This is a genomic window from Acidimicrobiia bacterium (assembly GCA_035948415.1).
Lineage (GTDB): Bacteria > Actinomycetota > Acidimicrobiia > IMCC26256 > PALSA-555 > PALSA-555.
Genome location: DASZJD010000094.1, coordinates 13,491 through 29,462, shown reverse-complemented (window position 1 = coordinate 29,462; position 15,972 = coordinate 13,491). Strand labels below are relative to the sequence as shown.

Annotated in this window: 16 protein-coding genes and 2 tRNA genes; 13 read left to right on the top strand and 5 right to left on the bottom strand. The window is 70.5% G+C overall.

Features of this window, described 5'->3' with window-relative positions; translation table 11 throughout:
- Positions 1 to 17: 17 nt before the first annotated feature.
- The 10 genes from gyrB to VG869_12655 all read left to right on the top strand — a co-directional run bounded on the left by gyrB (position 18) and on the right by VG869_12655 (position 9,530).
- Positions 18 to 1,931 (top strand): DNA topoisomerase (ATP-hydrolyzing) subunit B, encoded by a 1,914-nt coding sequence (gyrB, locus tag VG869_12700; protein ID HEV3452048.1) that lies wholly within the window; start codon positions 18 to 20, stop codon positions 1,929 to 1,931.
- Complete coding sequence (gyrA, locus tag VG869_12695) at positions 1,924 to 4,404, top strand: DNA gyrase subunit A (protein ID HEV3452047.1); 2,481 nt, start codon at positions 1,924 to 1,926, stop codon at positions 4,402 to 4,404. Before gyrB ends, gyrA begins: the two co-directional genes overlap by 8 nt.
- A 512-nt stretch (positions 4,405 to 4,916) precedes the next feature.
- Entirely contained in the window at positions 4,917 to 5,483 is a 567-nt protein-coding gene (locus tag VG869_12690) for a DUF3566 domain-containing protein (protein ID HEV3452046.1), read from the top strand.
- A tRNA-Ile gene (locus VG869_12685) sits at positions 5,474 to 5,547 on the top strand. Before VG869_12690 ends, VG869_12685 begins: the two co-directional genes overlap by 10 nt.
- A 2-nt stretch (positions 5,548 to 5,549) precedes the next feature.
- Positions 5,550 to 5,687 (top strand): hypothetical protein, encoded by a 138-nt coding sequence (locus tag VG869_12680; GenBank protein ID HEV3452045.1) that lies wholly within the window; start codon positions 5,550 to 5,552, stop codon positions 5,685 to 5,687.
- Positions 5,684 to 6,664: a hypothetical protein gene (locus VG869_12675; protein HEV3452044.1), complete on the top strand. Its 981-nt coding sequence runs from the start codon at positions 5,684 to 5,686 to the stop codon at positions 6,662 to 6,664. Before VG869_12680 ends, VG869_12675 begins: the two co-directional genes overlap by 4 nt.
- A 167-nt stretch (positions 6,665 to 6,831) precedes the next feature.
- A tRNA-Ala gene (locus VG869_12670) sits at positions 6,832 to 6,904 on the top strand.
- Positions 6,905 to 7,014: 110 nt separating this feature from the next.
- Positions 7,015 to 7,659 carry a PaaI family thioesterase gene (locus tag VG869_12665; protein ID HEV3452043.1) on the top strand — a complete coding sequence of 215 codons (645 nt, stop codon included), beginning with the start codon at positions 7,015 to 7,017 and terminating at the stop codon, positions 7,657 to 7,659.
- The gene (locus VG869_12660; GenBank protein HEV3452042.1) at positions 7,656 to 8,315 is read left to right on the top strand and encodes an HAD family phosphatase; all 660 of its coding nucleotides are present in this window, start codon (positions 7,656 to 7,658) and stop codon (positions 8,313 to 8,315) included. The genes VG869_12665 and VG869_12660 overlap by 4 nt, the downstream gene beginning before the upstream one ends.
- 378 nt (positions 8,316 to 8,693) lie before the next feature.
- A complete protein-coding gene (locus VG869_12655) occupies positions 8,694 to 9,530 on the top strand; it encodes a hypothetical protein (protein ID HEV3452041.1) in 837 nt (278 codons plus the stop codon).
- Here the strand turns inward: VG869_12655 and VG869_12650 are convergent.
- Positions 9,527 to 10,246 (bottom strand): phosphatase PAP2 family protein, encoded by a 720-nt coding sequence (locus VG869_12650; GenBank protein HEV3452040.1) that lies wholly within the window; start codon positions 10,244 to 10,246, stop codon positions 9,527 to 9,529. The two genes, VG869_12655 and VG869_12650, sit on opposite strands and share 4 nt — an antisense overlap.
- 83 nt (positions 10,247 to 10,329) lie before the next feature.
- Positions 10,330 to 10,743: a PaaI family thioesterase gene (locus VG869_12645; protein ID HEV3452039.1), complete on the bottom strand. Its 414-nt coding sequence runs from the start codon at positions 10,741 to 10,743 to the stop codon at positions 10,330 to 10,332.
- A gap of 53 nt (positions 10,744 to 10,796) precedes the next feature.
- Between VG869_12645 and VG869_12640 the strand changes: the two genes are divergently transcribed.
- A complete protein-coding gene (locus VG869_12640) occupies positions 10,797 to 11,951 on the top strand; it encodes a thiolase family protein (GenBank protein ID HEV3452038.1) in 1,155 nt (384 codons plus the stop codon).
- A 22-nt stretch (positions 11,952 to 11,973) separates the two neighbouring features.
- Positions 11,974 to 12,252: a hypothetical protein gene (locus VG869_12635; GenBank protein ID HEV3452037.1), complete on the top strand. Its 279-nt coding sequence runs from the start codon at positions 11,974 to 11,976 to the stop codon at positions 12,250 to 12,252.
- A 180-nt stretch (positions 12,253 to 12,432) separates the two neighbouring features.
- Here VG869_12635 and VG869_12630 read toward each other — a convergent pair whose 3' ends face one another.
- Positions 12,433 to 12,684 carry a cell division protein CrgA gene (locus tag VG869_12630; GenBank protein ID HEV3452036.1) on the bottom strand — a complete coding sequence of 84 codons (252 nt, stop codon included), beginning with the start codon at positions 12,682 to 12,684 and terminating at the stop codon, positions 12,433 to 12,435.
- Between the two features lie 51 nt (positions 12,685 to 12,735).
- On the opposite strand from VG869_12630, the gene VG869_12625 reads away from it, so the two are divergent.
- Positions 12,736 to 13,332, top strand: coding sequence for an aminodeoxychorismate/anthranilate synthase component II (locus VG869_12625; GenBank protein HEV3452035.1), 597 nt, complete (start codon positions 12,736 to 12,738; stop codon positions 13,330 to 13,332).
- A gap of 19 nt (positions 13,333 to 13,351) precedes the next feature.
- Here the strand turns inward: VG869_12625 and VG869_12620 are convergent, their stop codons facing one another.
- A complete protein-coding gene (locus VG869_12620) occupies positions 13,352 to 14,134 on the bottom strand; it encodes an A/G-specific adenine glycosylase (protein HEV3452034.1) in 783 nt (260 codons plus the stop codon).
- The gene (locus tag VG869_12615; protein HEV3452033.1) at positions 14,134 to 15,951 is read right to left on the bottom strand and encodes a PASTA domain-containing protein; all 1,818 of its coding nucleotides are present in this window, start codon (positions 15,949 to 15,951) and stop codon (positions 14,134 to 14,136) included. The genes VG869_12620 and VG869_12615 overlap by 1 nt, the downstream gene beginning before the upstream one ends.
- Positions 15,952 to 15,972 lie beyond the last annotated feature (21 nt).

The following is a 15,972-nucleotide window of genomic DNA, read 5'->3' as shown; positions in this document are numbered from 1 at the left end:
AGCGGGGTGCGCGCGCCTTGACTCGTAAAGCGAGCTACACAGCTAAGGACATCACCGTTCTCAAGGGCCTCGAGCCGGTGCGCGAGCGCCCCGGGATGTATATCGGCTCGACCGGTCCGTCCGGTCTGCACCATCTCGTCTACGAGGTCGTCGACAACTCGGTCGATGAGGCGATGGCCGCAGAGGCCACCCGCATCGACGTCACCCTGTTGGCTGACGGTGGCTGCCGCGTCTCCGACGACGGCCGCGGGATCCCGGTCGACCCGCACCCCGACGACCCCAAGAAGTCGGCGGCCGAGATCATCATGACCACACTGCACGCCGGCGGGAAGTTTGGCGGAGACGGCTACAAGATCTCCGGTGGCCTGCACGGCGTCGGGGTATCCGTGGTCAACGCGCTGTCGGCCCGGCTCGATCTCGAGATCCATCGGGACGGGTCGCGGTGGGAGCAGCACTTCGCGAAGGGCGGCGTTCCCCAGGGCCGGCTCAAGAAGGTGGGGACGTCGAAGCGGCGCGGAACCGTCATCACGTTCTGGCCCGACCCGGCCGTGTTCGAGGACACGGAGTTCCGCGCCCAGACGCTCATCGAGCGGCTCCGAGAGATGGCGTTCCTCAACAAGGGCCTCGAGATCCGCTTCCGGGACGAGCGCGTGGAGCCGCCGCTGGCTCAGAGCTTCCGGTACACGGGCGGCATCGTGGACTTTGTGAAGCATCTGAACACGGCCAAGGAGCCACTGTTCAAGCGCGTGGTCGCGTTCGAAGATCGCAGCCCCGGCTCGGAGATCGAGATCGCGATGCAATGGAACACCGGGTTCTACGAGGGGCTCCACTCGTTCGCGAACAACATCGCCACGACCGAAGGTGGGATGCACGAGGAGGGCTTCAAGAAGGCGTTGACGAACGTGCTGAACAAGTACGCGAAGGCGAAGGCGTTGCTGAAGGACAAGGACTCGAACCTTCTCGGCGAGGACATCCGCGAGGGGCTCACGGCGATCGTCTCGGTGAAGCTCCGCTCACCCCAGTTCGAGGGTCAGACCAAGGCCAAGCTCGGGAACACCGAGATGCGGTCGTCCGTGGAGCGGGCCACGAACGAGAAGCTCGCCGAGTGGCTCGAGGAGCACCCGCCCGAGGGGCGCTTGATCGTCAACAAGGCCATCCAGGCCTCCCGAGCCCGCGTCGCCGCCCGCCAGGCGCGCGACCTCACCCGCCGCAAGTCGCTCCTCGAGAGCGCAGCGATGCCCGGCAAGCTGGCCGATTGTGCGTCGAAGGACCCGGCCGAGTCCGAGCTGTTCATCGTCGAAGGGGACAGCGCCGGTGGCTCGGCGAAGCGGGCGCGCGATCCTCGGTTCCAGGCGATCCTTCCGATCCGGGGCAAGATCCTGAATGTCGAGCGTTCGCGTATCGACCGGATGCTGAAGAACGAGGAGATCCAGACCCTCGTCCAGGCGATCGGTGCGGGCATCGGCGATGACTTCGTCGGGTCGAAGACTCGGTACCACAAGATCATCGTGCTCGCGGATGCCGACGTCGACGGGGCGCACATCCGGACGCTGCTCCTCACGTTCTTCTACCGTCAGCTGGCCGAGCTCGTGCGCTACGGATGCATCTACATCGCCCAGCCGCCGCTCTACCGAGCCGATATCGGCAAGGAGCGCTTCTACCTCAAGGACGAGGCCGCCCTGCGGGCGTTCGAGACCGAGCACGAAGGCAAGAAGATCGAGATCAATCGCTTCAAGGGCCTCGGAGAGATGGACTGGCAAGAGCTGGGCGAGACCACCATGAGCCCGGGGACGCGTACGCTGCTGCGCGTCTCGGTCGAGGACGCCGCCATCGCCGACGAGATGTTCTCGACCTTGATGGGCGACGACGTGGAAACGCGACGCCGGTTCATCCAGGACAACGCGAAGGACGTGCGCTTCATCGATGCCTGAGGGCGACGACACGCAAGCAGCGGGTTCGAGCAGCGTCGAGCTCGTCGAGATCCAGGAGGAGATGGAGCGCTCCTTCTTGGACTACGCGATGTCCGTCATCACCGCTCGGGCGTTGCCGGACGCCCGCGACGGTCTGAAGCCCGTCCACCGTCGGATCCTCTACGGGATGTACGACCTCGGTCTTCGCCCCGACCGTAAGTACCAGAAAGCGGCTCAGGCCGTCGGCGAGGTCATGGGCAAGTACCACCCGCACGGCGACAGTGCGATCTACGACGCCTTGGCCCGCATGGCCCAGGACTTCTCGTTGCGGTACCCACTCGTGGACGGACATGGGAACTTCGGGTCACCCGACCCGAACGACCGTCCTGCCGCACAGCGCTACACCGAGGCCCGCCTCGGGCCGCTGGCGATGGAGCTGATCGGCGAGATCGACGAGGACACGGTCGACCGTGTCCCGACCTACGACGGCCAGCGCGACGAGCCCATCGTTCTCCCGGCGCGGTTCCCGAACCTGCTCGTGAACGGGGTCGGCGGTATCGCCGTCGGAATGGCGACGAACATCCCGCCCCACAATCTCCGCGAGGTGATCGACGCCGCCGTCCACGTACTCGATCACCCTGACGCCCGGCCCTCGGAGCTCATGAAGATTGTCAAAGGGCCCGACTTCCCGACCGGCGCGCTGATCCTCGGGAAGCAGGGGATCAAGGACGCCTACACGACGGGCCGCGGCTCCATCAAGATGCGCGCCGTCGCCGAGATCGAGGAAGGCCGGCGTGGTGAGCAGCGCATCGTCGTGACGGAGGTGCCCTACCAGACCTCCATCGAGGTAATCGGCCAGAAGGTGGCCGAGCTCGTCAACGATCGGAAGCTCGAGGGCGTCCGCGACGTCCGCAACGAGTCCGCCGGCGACACCACCCGGCTGGTGGTCGAGCTGCGTCGAGACAGCAACCCGAACGTCGTGCTGAACCAGCTCTACAAGCACACACCGATGCAGACGAGCTTCCCCGTCCACATGCTGGCGCTCGTCGACGGCGTCCCTCGGCTGCTCTCGCTCGACCAGGCGATCCTCGTGTACGTCGCGCACCAGATGGAGGTCGTGACGCGGCGCACCGAGTTCCGGCTCCAGAAGGCGAAGCAGCGCGAGCACATCGTTGAGGGTCTCTGCAAGGCCCTCGACATGCTCGACGCCGTCATTGCGCTGATCCGTGCCGCCGCCGATGTCGAAACCGCCCGCGCCGGGCTGATGTCGGAGCCGTTCGTGTTCACCGAGATTCAGGCCAACCACATTCTCGATATGCAGCTGCGTCGGCTGACGGCACTGGAGCGTCAGAAGCTCCTGAACGAGCTCGCCGAGCTCCGCGAGACGATCAAGGAGCTGGAATCGATTCTGCGCAGCAAGCCGAAGCTCCGCAAGGTCATCAAGGACGAGTTGCTCGCGCTCCGCGACCGCTTCGGCGACAAGCGGCGCACCCGGCTCACGGCTGACACCGGTGCCATCGACCTCCTCGATCTGATCGAGGACGAGGAGGTCGTCGTCGTACTCACCAACAGCGGATACATCAAGACCGTGGCCGCCGACACCTTCCGCCGGCAGGGCCGGGGCGGGCGTGGCGTGCGCGGGAGCCGTAGCCGCTCCGACGATTACGTCGATCAGCTACTCACCACGAGCGCGCACTCGTACCTCCTGCTGTTCTCCAATCGCGGCAAGGTGTACCGGCTGCGCGCGCACGAGATCCCGATGAAAGACCGCACCGCGCGTGGCACGGCCCTCGTGAACCTCATCCCGTTGGTCTCCGGCGAGCGCATCCACGCCATCATCGACACTCGCACCTACGAGGACGGGGCGTACCTCTTCTTCGCCACGAGGAAGGGCACCGTCAAGAAGACGCGCATGTCGGAGTACGACTCATCGTTGCGCAACGGGCTGATTGCTATCAACCTGCCCCGCGGCGACGAGCTCGTGCGCGTGATCCAAACCACGGGCCGGGACGACATCGTGATGGTGAGTCGAAACGGGCAGGCGATCCGGTTCGCCGAGAGCAGCGTTCGCCCGACCGGGCGAGCGACCGCCGGCGTCCGGGGCATGCGCCTGCGAGCCGACGACGAGGTCGTGGCCTGCGATCTCTACCGCCGAGGCGCCGTGATGCTCTTCGTGAGCTCGAGCGGGCACGGCAAGCGGACGAAGCTCGACCTGTTTCACCGGCAGGGGAGGGGCGGGCAAGGCGTGCGGGGCATGAAGATCACCGCCGCCCGCGGGTCCGTCGTGGCGGCCTTCACGGTCAGTGAGGACGACGAGATTCTGGTGTTTTCCTCGGCCGGCAATATCATTCGTCTTCCGGCCGCCGAGGTCTCGGCGCAAGGTCGCGATGCGACCGGCGTGCGGGTAGCCCGACTCGGCGACGGTGACGCGATCGTTGCGGTCGCCCCCGTGTTGGAGGGTGACAACGGAGAGGACGCCGACGGATCCCCATGAGCACTCCGCCTGAGGAACTTCCCGCGTCCGGCGACCAGGCCGCAGCTCCACCACGGCGACGAACGCGCGCGAGCCGGGACGGCGCGGGGTCCGCCGACGCGACGGTCACCGTCGCTTCGACCGCCGACGCGCCGGCACCGCCCCGTCGTGGACGACGCACACCGGGCGCGGCCGCGTCGGCGGTCACCGCGGCAGCAGCATCGGCAGCCTCAGCGGCTGCGACGCCGAGTGAGCCAGCCGGTGCGCTCGAGGGCCCCGACGAGCCCGCGGCCGAGCCGAGCGAGCGGACGGCCAAGTCCAGACGCGGGCCGAAGCTGCCGAAGCCGCTGAAGCCTGCGAGGACCCCCAAGCCTCCGGCAGCCGCAGAGCTGCCCGCCGAGGCGTCCAGCCCGGCGCCGGCGCGGTCGGAGCCCGAGATCGCGAAGTCGACGCCGGACGCGCCGAAGCCGCCGAAGCCCGTCCGCGCCGCCGACCCACCGGCAGCGGTCACGTCGGAAGCGGACGCCGAGGCGGTGCTCGTCGAGGAGCCGAAGACATCCTCGCGGCGGTTCCGGTTCCCGGGCCGCGTGACTACCGCGACCGTCGCCGCCGCCCCGCCGCCAGCGACCCCGCCGATCGCGGCCCCAGCGCCGGTGGTTGCCGCTCCGCCGATCGTGGCACCCATGACCGCGACGACGCGTGCCGCGACGGTCGGCGCGGAGCGGCACTATCGCCAGACGGTCACGAAGGTCGATCTGTGGTCGGTGACGAAGCTGTCGCTCTGCTTCTATCTCAGCGCGATGTTCGTGACCATCGTTGCCCTGGTGTCACTGTGGTTCATCGCGGTGTCCGTGGGCATCGTCCATAGCATCGAGAAGTTCCTCGGGGACCTGTTGTCGGCCAAGAATTTCCATTTCCTGTCGGCGACGGTGCTGCGGGGCGCGATCCTCGTTGGGCTCGTGGTCGTGGCGCTGCAGGTGGTGATCACGGTGATCTCGGCGTCCTTCTACAACATCTTCGCCGAGCTGTTCGGCGGCGTTGAGATCACGGTGAGAGAGGAAGGACGTGCGGACTACCCTGACCCGTCCCCGGGGCTATAGCTCAGTCGGTTAGAGCGCACCCCTGATAAGGGTGAGGTCGGTGGTTCGATTCCACCTAGCCCCACGATGAGGAGTTTTCGTCGCTGGGCGCTGGTCGTGCTGTGCGGCCTGCTCGCCGGCATCGTGGTGCGCCTGCGGGCCAAGGGCAGCGTCCCGCCGACGACCGGCGGGTGGCGCGAGCTCGAGGGCCCCGACTTCCGGTGACGACGCTGCTCCTCGCGGGCGCCGGCGCGGTCGGTGTTCGGGCCGCCCGACAGTTCATCGACACCCCCGGCGTCGACCGGGTCCTGGTGACCGCACGCCGGGCGGACCGGGCCGACGAGGTGGCGGCGGCGCTCGGGATCGAGCCGGCGCCGTTCGGCACCATCCCCGCCGACGTCGACGCCGTCGCGCTCGCAGTGCCCGGAGAGGCCGCGCTACCGCTGGCCGAGCGTGCGGTCGCCGAAGGGAGGTCGGTCGCGGCGGTCGGCGACGACGGTATCGGCGAGCTCCTCGCCCTCGACGCGGCGGCACGCGATCACGGCGTCACCGTCGTGGCCGGCTGTGCCCTCGCGCCGGGACTCACCGACGTGCTCGCGCGCCACGCCGCCGACGCGCTCGACCGCGCTGACGAGGTGCACGTCGCCCGCGTTGGAGCCGCGGGCGGGGCGTGCGTGAACTCGCTGCGCCGGGCCCGGCGGGAGCGCCCGGTCGAGTGGTCGCACGGCGCCGCCCGCGTCGAGCGAAGGGTCGGGCCTGAGCTGGTCTGGTTCCCCGACCCGATCGGCGCGCGCGAGTGCATCACCGTGGGCGGGGTCGAGACGCTTCACCAGGCCGTCCCGACAGCGAGCCGGGTGACGGTCCGCGCCGCCGACGTCGCGACGACGCGCCGTCACCTTCTCACGGGCCGGCGACGCGACGATGGCGACTGGGGCGCCGCCCGGGTCGAGGTATGGGGCGCGCGGGCCGGTGCTCGCGAGGGCGTCGTCTACGGGGTCATCGAGCGGCCCGGGGTCGCCGCCGGCACGGTCTTGGCCGTGGCCGCGGCGCGGGTGGCCGGGCTGCTGCCGGACGTTCGGCTCCGAGCACCCGAGCCTGGCGCGCGAGGGCTCGGTGCGCTCGTGGAACCGGCGCCCTTCCTCGCCGAGCTGGCCCGACGGGGGGTCAAGGCCGCCGCGTTCGAAGGAGTCACGGTCGCCTGAATCGGCGATCGATCGCGGCGCGGCGCGCTCCACCGGGCCGCCCCGTGCGTCGTTTCCGCGACGCGGACATCGATCGGTTCACCCGCCTGCCCGCCTCTGCTCGCCGACGGGCGTGACCACGGTCGGCGACGCGTGCTTCGTCCCCTATACGCTCGTCTGGGCCCCGAGGGGCGGTAGCTCAGCTGGTAGAGCGTCGGCTTTGCAAGCCGAAGGTCGCCGGTTCGACCCCGGTCCGCTCCACGACCGGCCGTGGCCCGCGGCTCCAGCGATCACCCGACGACGACGTCGACGGCCGGCCCGCTGGTGCCCCGGCGGCTCGCGCGGGACGGTTCTGGAAGACTCGCCCGGCGGTGGAGCCACACCTGCACCCGACGGTTCGGGGTCGCGAGCGCGAGCTCGGCGCCCTGGCCTCGGCGGTGCGTCGCCTGATCGCCCTGACCGTGACCACGACGGCGCCTCCGGAGGAGACCGGCGTCGCCGCCGCCGACCTCGAGGCCGTCGCCGGACGGCTGGCATCGTTCGTGCCGTCGGAGGTCCCGTACCTCTACGTGACGGCGGCGGATCCGGAGGCGGGACCCGACGAGATCGCGCCGTTCGACGTGATCCACGGCGAGTACAACCCGCTCGCCCTCCCGGTGCGGATCTCCCTCGAGCCGCCCCGGGCCGTCGGCCGGGCTCGGTTCACGAAGCCCTACGAGGGCCCGCCTGGATGCGTGCACGGCGCCGTGCTCTGCGGTGTCTTCGACATGGTCTTCACGGCCGCCAACCGGCTGGCGGCCGCCGCCGGGCCGACGGTGGAGCTCAACGTCCGGTACCGGCGCCCGACGCGACTCGAGACCGAGACGATCTTCGAGGGCTGGGTGAGTGCACGCGCGGGACGGGTCACGACCGCGACTGGGCGGGCGCTGCAGGCCGGTGTGGTCACGGTCGAGGCGACCGGCAAGTTCCTGCGAATGCCTCGTGAGCGGGTGCTGCGCATGGGCGACGCCGGGTGACGGCCGCCGTCCTCTTCGACCTCGACGGGGTGCTCCTCGACTCCGAGCAGACCTGGGATGAGGCCCGCAAGTCGTTCGTCACCGCGCACGGCGGCACGTGGCAACCGGCCGCGACCCGCACGCTGATGGGCATGAGCGCGCCGGAGTGGTCGCGGTACCTGCACGACGAGCTCGGCGTTCGCGATTCCCCGGCCGCCATCTCCGAGGGCGTCGCGGCCATGGTCCTCGCCGCGTACCGTGAGTGCCTGCCACTGCTCCCGCACGCGGTCGAGACCGTGCGGGCTCTCGCTGAACGCTGGCCCCTCGGACTGGCGTCGTCGTCGAACCGACCGGTCATCGACGCCTTCCTGGACGGCAGCGGGCTGCGAGGCTGCTTCGACGCGGTCGTGTCGTCCGAGGAGGTCGAGCGTGGCAAGCCGGCTCCGGACGTGTACCTGGCGGCGGCCGCCGGGCTGCGGGTGCCGCCGAGCGAGTGCGTCGCGGTCGAGGATTCGACGAATGGGATCCGGTCCGCCCACGCGGCGGGCGCCCTGGTCGTGGCCATCCCGAACCGCCGCTTCCCACCCGAGGCCAGTGCCCTCGACCTGGCCGCGCGCGTCGTCGCATCGCTGGCGGACTTGACCCCCGAGGCCGTCACGGCGGTGGCTGGCATCTGAGCGGCCCGGCTGGGCCTCGAGGCCACCCAGGGTGCTGAATTTCACGCTCGGCGCGCGCGCGATGATGATCCGATGGCGCGGCCGCCAGGGTGGGGATATGTGCCTCGAGCGCTCGGCCTCGGGGTTGTCGCCGCCGTCCTGGTGGTCGGAGCCCTGAGCGAGCTGGCTGGCGCAGTGACCCCCGTACCGGGTCCAGCCAACTCCCTGCCTCCCAACCAGTGGATCGCGTTCGTGCTCAACCCCCCGAGCCCGAGCCCGGGGCAGACGGTGACGCTCTCGGTGGCCAGCGGCAGCACCGCGACCCCGGCTCAGCTGTGGCCGGGAGGGAACTGGCCCGCTAGCTGGTCTTCAGGCCCGGGAGGCTTCACCCTCGATCAGGTGGATACGAACCCGTGCTCGCTCGCGCTGCACCCCGCGACGTCCTGCACGTTCAAGGTGTCGGGGAGCCCGGGGACCTACAACAACGTGTTGTTCGGCGTCAACGTGCCCCCAGATCAGGTGCAGAACCTGCAGCAGAACATCACGGTGCCGAGCCCGACGACGACGACGCCCCCAACGCAACCGCCACCTCCCCCGCCCAGCGCACTCTTCTCCGGCCCTCCGAACAACCAGCTCACTCCAGCCGATCACTTCACGTTCAACTCCCCGAACGCTCCCGGCGTCACCTACACGTGGACTCTGTCCTTCAACAACGGCCAGATCGATCAGCAGTCGGGGCCCAGCTACACGCCTCCGGCCAGCATCTTCCAGACCCCCGGCCAGTACACGCTGACCCTCCGCGCCGAGGACCAGAACACCCACAGGTTCAGCGAGAGCCCACCGGCCCAGTTCTTGATCGAGCCGCAGCCCAGCCCACCTCCGCAGCACGCGTCGCCAGCTTCCCCGCCGGTGGCCGGGCCCTCGGCGCCAGCCCAGTCCGTCACCCAGGTGTCGTTCACGCCGCGGCTGCCGGCGTTCGCGACGCCGAAGCCGGGCGCAGTGCAACCCGTGACGGTCATCTGGCTCTGGCGGCCGGACTGGTTCCAGTCCGCCGCCGGTCAAGTCAAGACGCGCGGCCGGCCCAGCGGCGTCCGACGGGCGGCGGTGAGCGTGAACGCCAACCGCGGCGGCCCGAGCGCCACGCCGTGGCTGGCGGGCCTGGCCACCTTCGGGATCTTCGGCGCCGCCTGGCTGGCGGTGCGCCGGCGGCGGGTCCGGACGTCGATCCTGGACTAGCCGGACCGCACGCGCCGAGCCGCGGTCGCGCTCCGCTCGAGGACGACCGCACCGGCATAGCCCACGGCAAGCACCGCCCACCCGCCGACGGCGTCGAGCAGCCAGTGGTTCGCAGTCACGGTGATGCAGAACAAGATGCTCAGCGGGTAGGCGATGAGCACCGCCTTCACCCACCGCCGCCGCACCATGGGCCACACGGCCAGGACCGCCCAGGTCGACCATCCGACGTGGAAGCTGGGCATGGCGGCGAACAGGTTGCCGAACTGCTCGATGCTCTCGCGGCTGGGCTGGCCGTTCGGAAGGAAGCGAACGTGCAGCTGCGGGCCGAAGTTGTAGTAGTGCGCGGCCGTGTCGACGAACCCATAGCGCGCCGGCATGACCCGGGGGGGCATGAGCGGATACAGCCAGAACGACAACACTGCGAGCCCGAACATCAGGACCAGCGTCGTCCGCCAGCGGCGGTACCGAGCCGGGGCCTTCCGGTACAGCCAGACGAGCGCGACGACCGGAAACACGAAGTGGACGGTGCCGTAGAAGATGTTCCAGAACGCGATGAACCAGTCGACGTGCAGGAACGCCTGCTGGACGTCCCGCTCCCAGTAGATGCCGAGCCAGCGCTCGGCGGCCACCAGCTGCTTGGCGTGCTCGAACGCGACGTGGGTCGGCCCCGCCACCTGGTCGCGCAGCCGGTCGTAGACGACGTAGATCCCGGCCATGACCGCGAGCTCCGCGACCCAGCCGAACCGCGCGCGGCCCGAGCGCGGTCCGTCGAGTCGGGGCTCTGTGGCGACGGTGGCCGTCACGCGTCGCGACGCCGCACGAAGAACGTCGCCATCCCGCGAGAGACGAGGGCCTCGTCGGCGTCCCGAACCGTCGACTCCAGGTAGGCGACGCTCGTCGTGAGCCGGACGACCTCACCCCGCACCGAAAGAGGCGAACCGGCGGGGCTGGACCGCATCGTCTGGTAGGCGACGTCCAGCGTGGTCGCACGGTCGCCACGCCCGAGGGCGCTGCTGGCGGCGAAGTTCATGGCCGCGTCGTGCACGACGCCGTAGACGCCGCCGTGGACGGATCCGAGCGGGTTGCACGCCAGCGTCGTTGGCGTCCACGTCGCCTCGGCCCAGCCTTCTCCGTACCGCTCGAACGACAGGCCGAGCTGCGCCAGCAACGGCATCCCGCCGTCCCCGAGCGCGTCGTCGAGATTCCGGGGCACCGAGCGGAGCGTATCGTTGGCCCGACCGACGGCACACCCTGCGGAGGCATCTGATGGCGAGTGCAGTGATCGTTGACGCCGTGCGCACACCACTGGGGCGGCGCAACGGCAGGCTCAAGGACTGGCACCCGGTCGATCTCGCCGCGCACACCCTGCGCGCCCTCGTCGAACGGAACGATCTTGACCCTGCGCTCATCGAAGACGTCATCATGGGCTGCGTCTCCCAGGTCGGCGACCAGGCCGTCAACATCGGCCGCAACGCCGCGCTGGCGGCGGGCTTCCCGGAGTCGGTGACCGGGACGACCATCGACCGTCAGTGCGGCTCGTCGCAACAGGCCGCCCACTTCGCCGCCCAGGGGGTGCTTGCCGGCGCGTACGACGTCGTCATCGCGGCCGGTGTCGAGAGCATGACCAGGACCCCGATGGGGTCGTCGCTGCTCCCGGGAACGAACCCCTTCGGCCGTCAGCTTCCAGTGCGCTACGACCTCGTGCCGCAGGGCATCTCGGCCGAGCTGATCGCCGAGAAGTGGAGCATCTCACGTGAGGAGAACGACGAGTTCTCGCTCGAATCCCACCGCCGCGCGGCGCGTGCCACCGAGGAGGGCCGCTTCGAGCGTGAGATCGTGCCCGTCGACGTGCAGACCGACGAGAGCAGCGAGACCATGACGCGGGACGAGGGCATCCGCGCCGACTCGACCCTCGAGGCGCTCGCAAAGCTGAAGCCGGCGTTCAAGCCCGACGGCGTGATCACCGCCGGCAACTCCTCGCAGATCACCGACGGCGCGGCAGCCGTGCTCGTGATGAGCGAGGACAAGGCGATGGAGCTCGGGTTGGTGCCCCGCGCACGGTTCCACGCCTTCGCCCTCGCGGGTGTCGACCCCGTGCTCATGCTGACCGGGCCCATTCCCGCAACGACGAAGGCCCTCGAGCGGGCAGGGCTCACGCTCGACGAGATCGACCGTGTCGAGATCAACGAGGCGTTCGCGCCGGTCGTGCTCGCCTGGGAGCGCGAGCATCACCCCGACATGGCGCGGGTCAACGTGAACGGTGGCGCCATCGCGCTCGGCCATCCCCTCGGGTGCTCGGGCGCTCGCCTCATGGCAACCCTGCTGAACGAGCTGGAGCGGTCCGGCGGCCGCTTCGGCCTGCAGGTCATGTGCGAAGGGGGCGGGATGGCGAACGCCACCGTCCTCGAGCGCCTCCGCTGACCTGGGCCGGGCCGGTGGCACCGTGATCCTGGCCGTCTCCGCGATCGGGTGGGCGGTGCGGACCGTGGTGGCGGTGGTCGCGATGCTCGCGATCTACCTGGTCGGCGCCGGCGCCCTCCGCAAGTTCATGATCACGCCCGACGCCGAGCCCGACCCGGACCGGGTGGTCCCCGTCGACGCCCGCTTCCGGTGCATCGTCTGCGGCGCCGAGGTCACGATGACTGCGGCTCAGGCCGGCGACGAGCCGGAGGCGCCCCGGCACTGCCGCGAGGACATGGTCCGGATCGGCCCCGTCGCCTGACCTGCTTCGCGATCCTCACCCGGTTGCGGAGGCCGGTGCTCTGCCGGGTTGACGAACCCATCCCCAGCCCCACACTCGCCGGCGTGCCGGGGCTCCTCGGCGTGGGCCGTCGGCCGCAACTCTCGGGTTTTCCACAGGGTGGGGATGAACCTGGGGAAGAATGACAGGCGTGTGATTTGGTCAGCGCAGCTGGGTGGAGAGGACGAACCCGCCGACGAGCAACCCGAGGCCGAGGAAGAGGTAGCCGTTCCGAACGGCCCCGCCGGGCAGGAGCTGCAGGTAGTTCCCGAGGATCACGACCATCCCGCACCCCAGGGCGGTGAACATCGTCGCCGGTACCCAGAGCGGGCTGCGCTTGGCGGTCTTGGGCTTCGGGGGCGTGTAGCGAGAAGGTTTGGCCGGCGCCGGCCTGCCGCGCTTGGTCTTCGGCACGCCGAAGAACCTAGCCCTCGGGACCGCGGGAGCCCCCTACAGTGCCTGTGCATGACACGTCGGGTCGTCGTGATCGACAACTACGACTCCTTCGTCTACAACCTCGTGCAGTACCTCGGCGAGCTCGGTGCCGAGCCGTTGGTGTACCGACACGACGCAGTCGACCTGGCTGGCATTCGCCGCCTGCAGCCCGACGCGGTCCTCGTCTCGCCAGGCCCCGGGCGCCCGGAGGACGCCGGGATCTCGAATGACGTGATCCGCGACTGCGGCGAACACGGCACCCCGGTCCTCGGCGTCTGCCTCGGCCATCAGTGCATCGGCCATGTCTACGGAGCGCGCGTCGGACGCGCGCCGCGCGTCATGCACGGCAAGACGTCGGTGATCAGCCACGACGGGCTCGGCGTCTTCACTGGACTCCCGGACCCGCTCCGCGCCACCCGCTACCACTCGTTGGTGGTCGAGCGGGCGTCGGTCCCGGCCGAGCTCGACGTGACCGCCGAGAGCGAGGACGGGCTCGTCATGGGCCTTCGTCATCGCCGCCTGCCGGTAGAGGGGGTCCAGTTCCATCCGGAGTCGATCCTCACCGAGTCCGGACACCACCTGCTGCGCAACTTCCTGGACCGGGCCGGGCTCGCGGCGACCGCCTGAGCCACCGTTGCCGCAACGCTCAGGGGAGCCGAGCGGTCGCCCCGTCGAGCACGGCGAGACCGTCGCGGCGCAGCGAGGTCAGGGCCGCGGCGTCGAGCAAGGCTGCGGGGGTCGGCCCGTCCCGCAGCCGGGCCAGGACCGCGCCACGGCGTTGCCGGAACGAGCCCTCGTACGGGGCGGGCGCGGCGCGGTGCTCGGCGACGAGCGGGCCCCGGGCAGCGCAGCGGCGACGGAGCGGGCAGGCGGGGCAGCGGGGGGCCGCGGGCCGGCAGACCGTCGCCCCGACGTCCATGAGGGCCAGCAGCCGGTCGCGCCCCCGGAGCGGCCCGCCCGCCCGCACCATCGCGGCCTCGGCCTCGCCGATCGTGAGGCGCCGACCCTCCACCCGCTCCACGACGCGCCGCACGTTCAGGTCCACGGCTGGCACATCGGCGTCGTCGGCCTGGGCACGGACCGCGGCGGCGGTGTACCGGCCGACCCCCGGTAGCTCGCGCAGGTCGGTCGGCCAGCCCGCGTCCGCGATTCGGCGGGCAGCCTCCCAGAGGCGCCGCGCCCGGCGCGGGTAGCCGAGCCGACCCCACGCCTGGATGACGTCGCCCGGGGCAGCGGCCGCCATCGCCGCCGCGGTCGGGAACTCAGCGAGAAAGGCCGGGTAGACGGCCTCGACCCGGGGAGCCTGGGTCTGGTGCAGCATGACTTCAGAGACCAGCACCGACCAGCGGTCGCGGGTCGCCCGCCACGGCAGCGCATGCCGCCCGTGCTGCTCGTACCAGGCGGCGAGGGCAGCGGTTCGGCCGGCCACTACATGGCGCAGGAAATCGCGACCTGCGAACCCGGTTGGACCATCGAACCGCCGGCAGGGTTCTCGGAGATCACGGCACTGTTCGTCGAGCAGGTCGCCGCCACGCTGAGGCCCTTGCCGGTGAGGGTCGCGATCGCGGTGTCGCGCGGCTGACCGACGACGTCCGGGACCGTCACGGTCTGGGGGCCGGTCGAGACGAACAGCTGGACCGTCGAGCCCTTGGCAACCATCGTGCCCGCCGCTGGGTTCGTGTTGATCACCTTGCCCGCCGCCACGGTGTCGCTGTTCATCGGGACGATCTGCGGCTGCAGCCCCGCCGCCGTGACGGTGTTGGAGGCCGCGACCTGGTCCTGGCCCATCACCGCCGGCACCGCGACCTGCGGCGCTTTGGCCACGGCGAGGACGACCGCGCTGCCGCGGCTCACCCGCGTACCGGCCGCTGGGCTCATGCCGAGCACCGTGCCGGGCAGCTGGTCGGGCGACGACTGGTCCATGGGCTGGACCGAGACGCCCAGCGCCTGCAGCGTCTGCGTGGCCTGGGTGACGGTCTGGCCGACGACGTTCGGGAGGGTCAGCTGGTTGTTGGAGACGTCGAGGGCGACGGTCTTGCCCTTCCCGAGCAGCTGGCCCGCCGGCGGGCTCTGCTTGACCACGCGCCCCGGTTCGAGGCCGTTGCCGAGGACATCGACCCGCTTGACCTTGAAGCCGGTACTCACGAGGCGCGCCCGGGCCATGGCGTAGGTCGGGTTGCCCGTGGTGACGTCGGGCACCGTGACGCTCGGCGCGGACGTCGCCGAGGTGCCCAGCACCTGGTCACGGAACGCCGGCACGAGCAGGACCACGACCACGGCCGCCAGCATGCCAAGACCGGCCACCGTGGCGATGATCGGCCCCCACCGGCGCTTGGGCGGCTGCCACATCTGGGTCGCCTCGGTCGCCGCCGGCACCGTGGGGTCCCCGAGGGAGGCGTACGCGGCCGTGACGGGCCGCCCGCGCTCGAAGCGGATGAGGTCCTCGCGCATCGCCTCCGCGGACTGGTAGCGGGCGCGCACGTCCTTCGCCATAGCGGCGAGGATCACGCGCTCGAGGTCCATCGGAAGATCCGGGACGTACTGCGACGGTGGGATCGGCAGTTCCCGGACGTGCTTCATCGCCACCGCCACCGGGCTCTCGGCCTGGAACGGCGCCACGCCCGTCACCATCTCGTACAGCACGACGCCGAGCGCGTACACGTCGGTCCGCCCGTCCACGGTGAATCCCTGCGCCTGCTCGGGCGAGAAGTAGGTGGCGGTGCCCATGACGGCCCCGGTTTGGGTGAGGCTGGCCCCGGCGTCGGTCGGGTTGGCGGCGATCCCGAAGTCGGCGACCTTCACCTGGCCCGCCGGGGTGATCAACACGTTGCCCGGCTTGATGTCCCGGTGGACGACCCCGTTGCGGTGCGCAAACGCGAGGGCGTCGGCAATCTCGGCGGCGATGCCGGCGGCCTGCACGGCGGGGATCGAGCCCTGCGCGCGCAGGATCTCGCGCAGCGAGCGCCCTTCGACGTACTCCATGACGATGAAGTACGTCCCGTGTTCCTGGCCCCAGTCGTAGACGCCGACGATGTTGGGGTGCGTGAGTGACGCGGCGCTCTGGGCCTCCCGACGGAACCGCTCGACGAAGCTGGGGTCCCGGGCGAACTCGGGGAACAGCACCTTCACCGCCACGGCGCGGTCCAGCACACGGTCGTGGGCGAGGAACACATCGGCCATGCCACCCCGGGCCAGAGGCCGTTCGATCGCGTACCGATCCGCGAAAACGCCCTCGCCCTGGCTCATCGGCGTTTCAGGCTACCGGCC